4 protein-coding genes are annotated in these 3,796 nt (G+C 63.7%); all 4 read right to left on the bottom strand.

Annotated features, from left to right (window positions below; translation table 11 throughout):
* Positions 1 to 1,030 (bottom strand): glycosyltransferase (locus EN994_RS21995; protein ID WP_127307805.1); only part of this gene is annotated, 1,030 nt, incomplete at its 3' end.
* 13 nt (positions 1,031 to 1,043) lie between these two features.
* Complete coding sequence (locus EN994_RS21990) at positions 1,044 to 2,117, bottom strand: ABC transporter ATP-binding protein (RefSeq protein WP_024504743.1); 1,074 nt, start codon at positions 2,115 to 2,117, stop codon at positions 1,044 to 1,046.
* Positions 2,114 to 2,908: an ABC transporter permease gene (locus EN994_RS21985; protein ID WP_063169496.1), complete on the bottom strand. Its 795-nt coding sequence runs from the start codon at positions 2,906 to 2,908 to the stop codon at positions 2,114 to 2,116. Before EN994_RS21985 ends, EN994_RS21990 begins: the two co-directional genes overlap by 4 nt.
* Complete coding sequence (locus EN994_RS21980; protein WP_027163033.1) at positions 2,901 to 3,743, bottom strand: ABC transporter permease; 843 nt, start codon at positions 3,741 to 3,743, stop codon at positions 2,901 to 2,903. Before EN994_RS21980 ends, EN994_RS21985 begins: the two co-directional genes overlap by 8 nt.
* Positions 3,744 to 3,796: the final 53 nt, after the last annotated feature.

Here is a 3,796-nt window from a genome sequence, read left to right as displayed (position 1 = left end):
AATAGAGGCACTCGGTGAACGAGTTGTTGCCGCCATGGTGGATGACGGCATCGACCTGCGGGATCACCGAGGGCTGCGGAAACCAGCTGTCGACAATGACGTTACCGGGCACGTCCGTGTACTGGTCCTTGTAGCCGCCGACATTGACCAGAGCCCTGTAGCGCGTCTTGCCCAATGTCGCGATGATGCGCTTCAGCAGATCGACATCGCCGGCGCCCAGGCTGCCGAAGGAGACGTAGAGCAGCGGCCCGTCATTGTTCCTGGAGAAGGTCGGCACCGTGTACGGCTTTTCGTGCCGCACGCAGCCTTCGAGGTACTGGAATTTTGCCGGGTCGAGCGGATGGCGGCGCTTGAATTTTGCCGCTTCGGGGTAGAGCAGCAGGTTCAAATAGGGCGAGGCTTCGAAGAACTGGCCGATCGGATAGGGCGCCTCGTGGTTGGCGGTGAGAAAGCCGTTGAAGTCGTCATGGATCGGCTTGATCACCGCATTGAAGTGGTCGCGGTAGCGCTGGTGGCCGGCATGGTCGTTCTCGCCGCAGCCGGAGAGATGGGGCGGGATGTCCTCGTCCTCGATCTCGTTTTCCGAGCAGGAGATGACGCGCACCCACGGCTTGCCGTACTGCTTGATGGCCGGGAACAGGATGACGTTGTCGACGCAGATCACATCCGGCTTGATGGCTGAGAGAACGCGCGGCAGATCCTTCTGCGCCCATTTGGCGCTGTCGACGATCGCCGTCCAGCAATCCTTGACGTAGTTGTCGACCTGGTCGTAGGGCGATTTGCGGAAGTTCGGGATATGGCCGTTGATGAAATCCTCCCAGAATTTCGCCATCTGCTCGGGCGGCATCGGCTCCGACAGGTTCACCGGATGCGCCTCGAAGCCGTAGCCCTTGTAGACATCGACGAAGCCGGGGTCGGACAGGAACACCGCCTTGTGGCCGCGCGCTTCGACTGCCTGGGCGATACCGACGGAATTGAGCGCCGGGCCGTAGGCGGCTTCTGGAAAAAACGCGATCGTCTTCTGCGCCATCAGGCTTCTCCTGTCATTCTGCGAAAATTCTGACATCGGCGGCATCCCAGCCGAGTTCGACCTGGTCGCCCGACGAGACCGGCCGGCGGTCGGCGGCATCTGCGGTGACGCGCACCAGGAACGGCTTTGGCGACAGGGGCGTGCGGACATGCAGCTGCAGGTCCAGCCCCTGATAGGCCAGCGCCTCGACCGTGCCGGTGATGCGGTTGGCGGTTTCCGCCGATGGGAATAGCCGGATGCGCTCAGGGCGCACCGAAGCGACAGCGGATGCGCCGGGCGAGAGCGTTGCCGGAACCTTGCCTGATATGCGTGCGCCATTCGTGGCTACAACGCCATCGACGGCGGCTTGGCCCGGCACGAAATTCATCACGCCGATGAAGTCGGCGACGAAGCGATCGGCGGGGTGTTCGTAGATCGCGTGCGGCGTGTCGCATTGCAGCAATCTGCCGTCTTTCAGCACCGCCATGCGGTCGGCCATGACGAGCGATTCCTCCTGGTCATGGGTGACGATGACGAAGGTGATGCCGACCTCGTGCTGCAGGCGCTTCAATTCCAGCTGCATGGCGCCGCGCAGCTTCTTGTCGAGCGCGCCGAGCGGCTCGTCGAGCAGCAGCAGGCGAGGCCGCTTGACCAGCGCGCGGGCAAGCGCGACGCGCTGCTTCTGGCCGCCCGACAATTGCTCCGGCTTGCGGTCGGCGAAGGGGACGAGCTCGGTCGTCGCCAGGATGGCATCGACGCGGGAGCGGATTTCAGCTGTTGGCAAACGTTCCATCTCCAGGCCGTAGGAGACATTGGCGCGAACGCTCATATGCGGAAACAGCGCATAGGATTGGAACATCAGATTGACCGGCCGCTTGTTGGGCGGGGTTTTGGCGATGTCACGTCCGTCGAGCAGGATGCGCCCGTCATTGGGCGTCTCGAAACCGGCCAGCATGCGCAAGAGCGTGGTCTTGCCGCAGCCGGACGGGCCGAGCAAAGCGAAGAACTCGTTCTCGCGGATGTCGAGCGAGATGCCGTCGACGGCCATCACCCTGCCGAAATTCTTCGACACATGATCGATGGCCAGCAGAGTGCGGGGTTCGCTCATTGGCCGATGATCCCACGGTTGAGCCGCTGCGACAGGGTCAGCGCGGTGATCGAGACCGCCATGACGATGGTCGCCAGCGCGTTGATCTCCGGCGTGATGCCGAAGCGGATCATGGCGTAGATCTGCATCGGCAGCGTCGTCGAGGCGCGGCCGGCGCCAGCGGTGAAGAAGGCGATGATGAACTCGTCGACCGAGAGCGTGAAGGCGAGCAGCGCCCCTGCAATCACCGCCGGCGCGATGACCGGCAATGTCACCCGCCGGAAGGTGGTGAGCGCGGAGGCGCCGAGATCGGCGGAGGCCTCGACGATCGACCAGTCGAAACTCTTCAGCCGCGCGCGCACCACCGAGCAGACGAAGGCGAGGTTGAAGACGACATGGGCGAGGATGATGGTGTGCAGGCCCATGGTTAGATTGAGCATGGAGAAGAACGAGAGCAGCGCGATCGCCAGCACGATGTCGGGAATGATCATCGGTGCGAAAATCAGCGCTTCGAGGGCCTTGCCGTATTGCCGGCGCATCTCGATGCCGATCGCCAGCAGCGTGCCGAGCAGAGTGGCGATCGCGGTCGAGACCAGCGCCACGATCAGCGTGTTGAGGGCCGCGGACAGGATCGCCGAATTCGAGGCCAGCGAGACATACCATTTCAGGGAGAATCCCGACCATGCCGTCGGCAACCCGCCTTCGTTGAAGGACAGCGCCACCAGCACGGCGATCGGGATGTAGAGGAAAGCGAAGACCAGGCTGAGCACGAGCCAGAGCGTGCGCCGCGTGGCAGGGGAGCGCTCAGCCATCGGTGTCTCCGCCGGCTTGCGTGACGTGACCCGAGGCGCGATTGGCGGCCAGCGCTTGCGCCATCAGTACCAGAAGCATGATGGCAATCAGCGCCATCGCCAGTGCCGCCCCGAAAGGCCAGTCGTTGGCGGTCAGGAACTGGTCGTAGACGAGGTTGCCGATCATCTGGAAGCGGCCGCCGCCGAGCAGCGCGGGCGTGACGAAATTACCGATCGACAGCACGAAGACGAAGACCGCGCCGGCGGCGATGCCCGGTACGGTCAGCGGCAGGATGACACGACGGAACGTGGTGGCTGCCGAAGCGCCGAGATCACGCGAGGCCTCGGCGAGTTCCGGGTTGAGTCGCGACAGCGGCGCGTAGCAGGCGAGAATGACGAAGGGCAGGTAGTTATAGACCAGGCCGGCGATGACGGCGCCTTCGGTGTAGAGCATCGACGGCGGCTCGCCGGTGTAGCCGAACCAGCGCAGCAGCTGGGTAATCAGGCCTTCGCGGTTGAGCAGCACGATCCAGGCATAGGTGCGGATCAGATAGTTGGACCAGAACGGCAGCACGGCGAAGAACAGGAACACTGGCTGCCACCGGCGCGGTGCCGCCGATATCGCGTAGGCGGCAGCATAGCCGATCACCACCGCGATCAGGGTCGCGGTGCCGGCGATGCGCGCCGAATTGAGGAAGATGCCGGCATAGAGCGGGTCGAAGACCAGGCCGAAATTCTCCAGCGTGAAGGTGTATTCGATGCCGCCATAGATGCCACGCCGGAAGAAGGCGAGCGCCAGTACCAGCGCGCACGGCACCACCATCAAGGCCGCGAGCCAGGCCAGCGCCGGGGCCATCAGCAAGGAGGAACGAAGTCTGGTTGAGGACACGATTGGGTACCGCATTCAGC

The organism is Mesorhizobium sp. M7A.F.Ca.CA.002.09.1.1, from assembly GCF_003998555.1.
In the GTDB taxonomy this organism is placed as follows: Bacteria; Pseudomonadota; Alphaproteobacteria; order Rhizobiales; family Rhizobiaceae; genus Mesorhizobium; species Mesorhizobium ciceri.
This window is presented reverse-complemented; position numbering and strand designations above follow the sequence as displayed.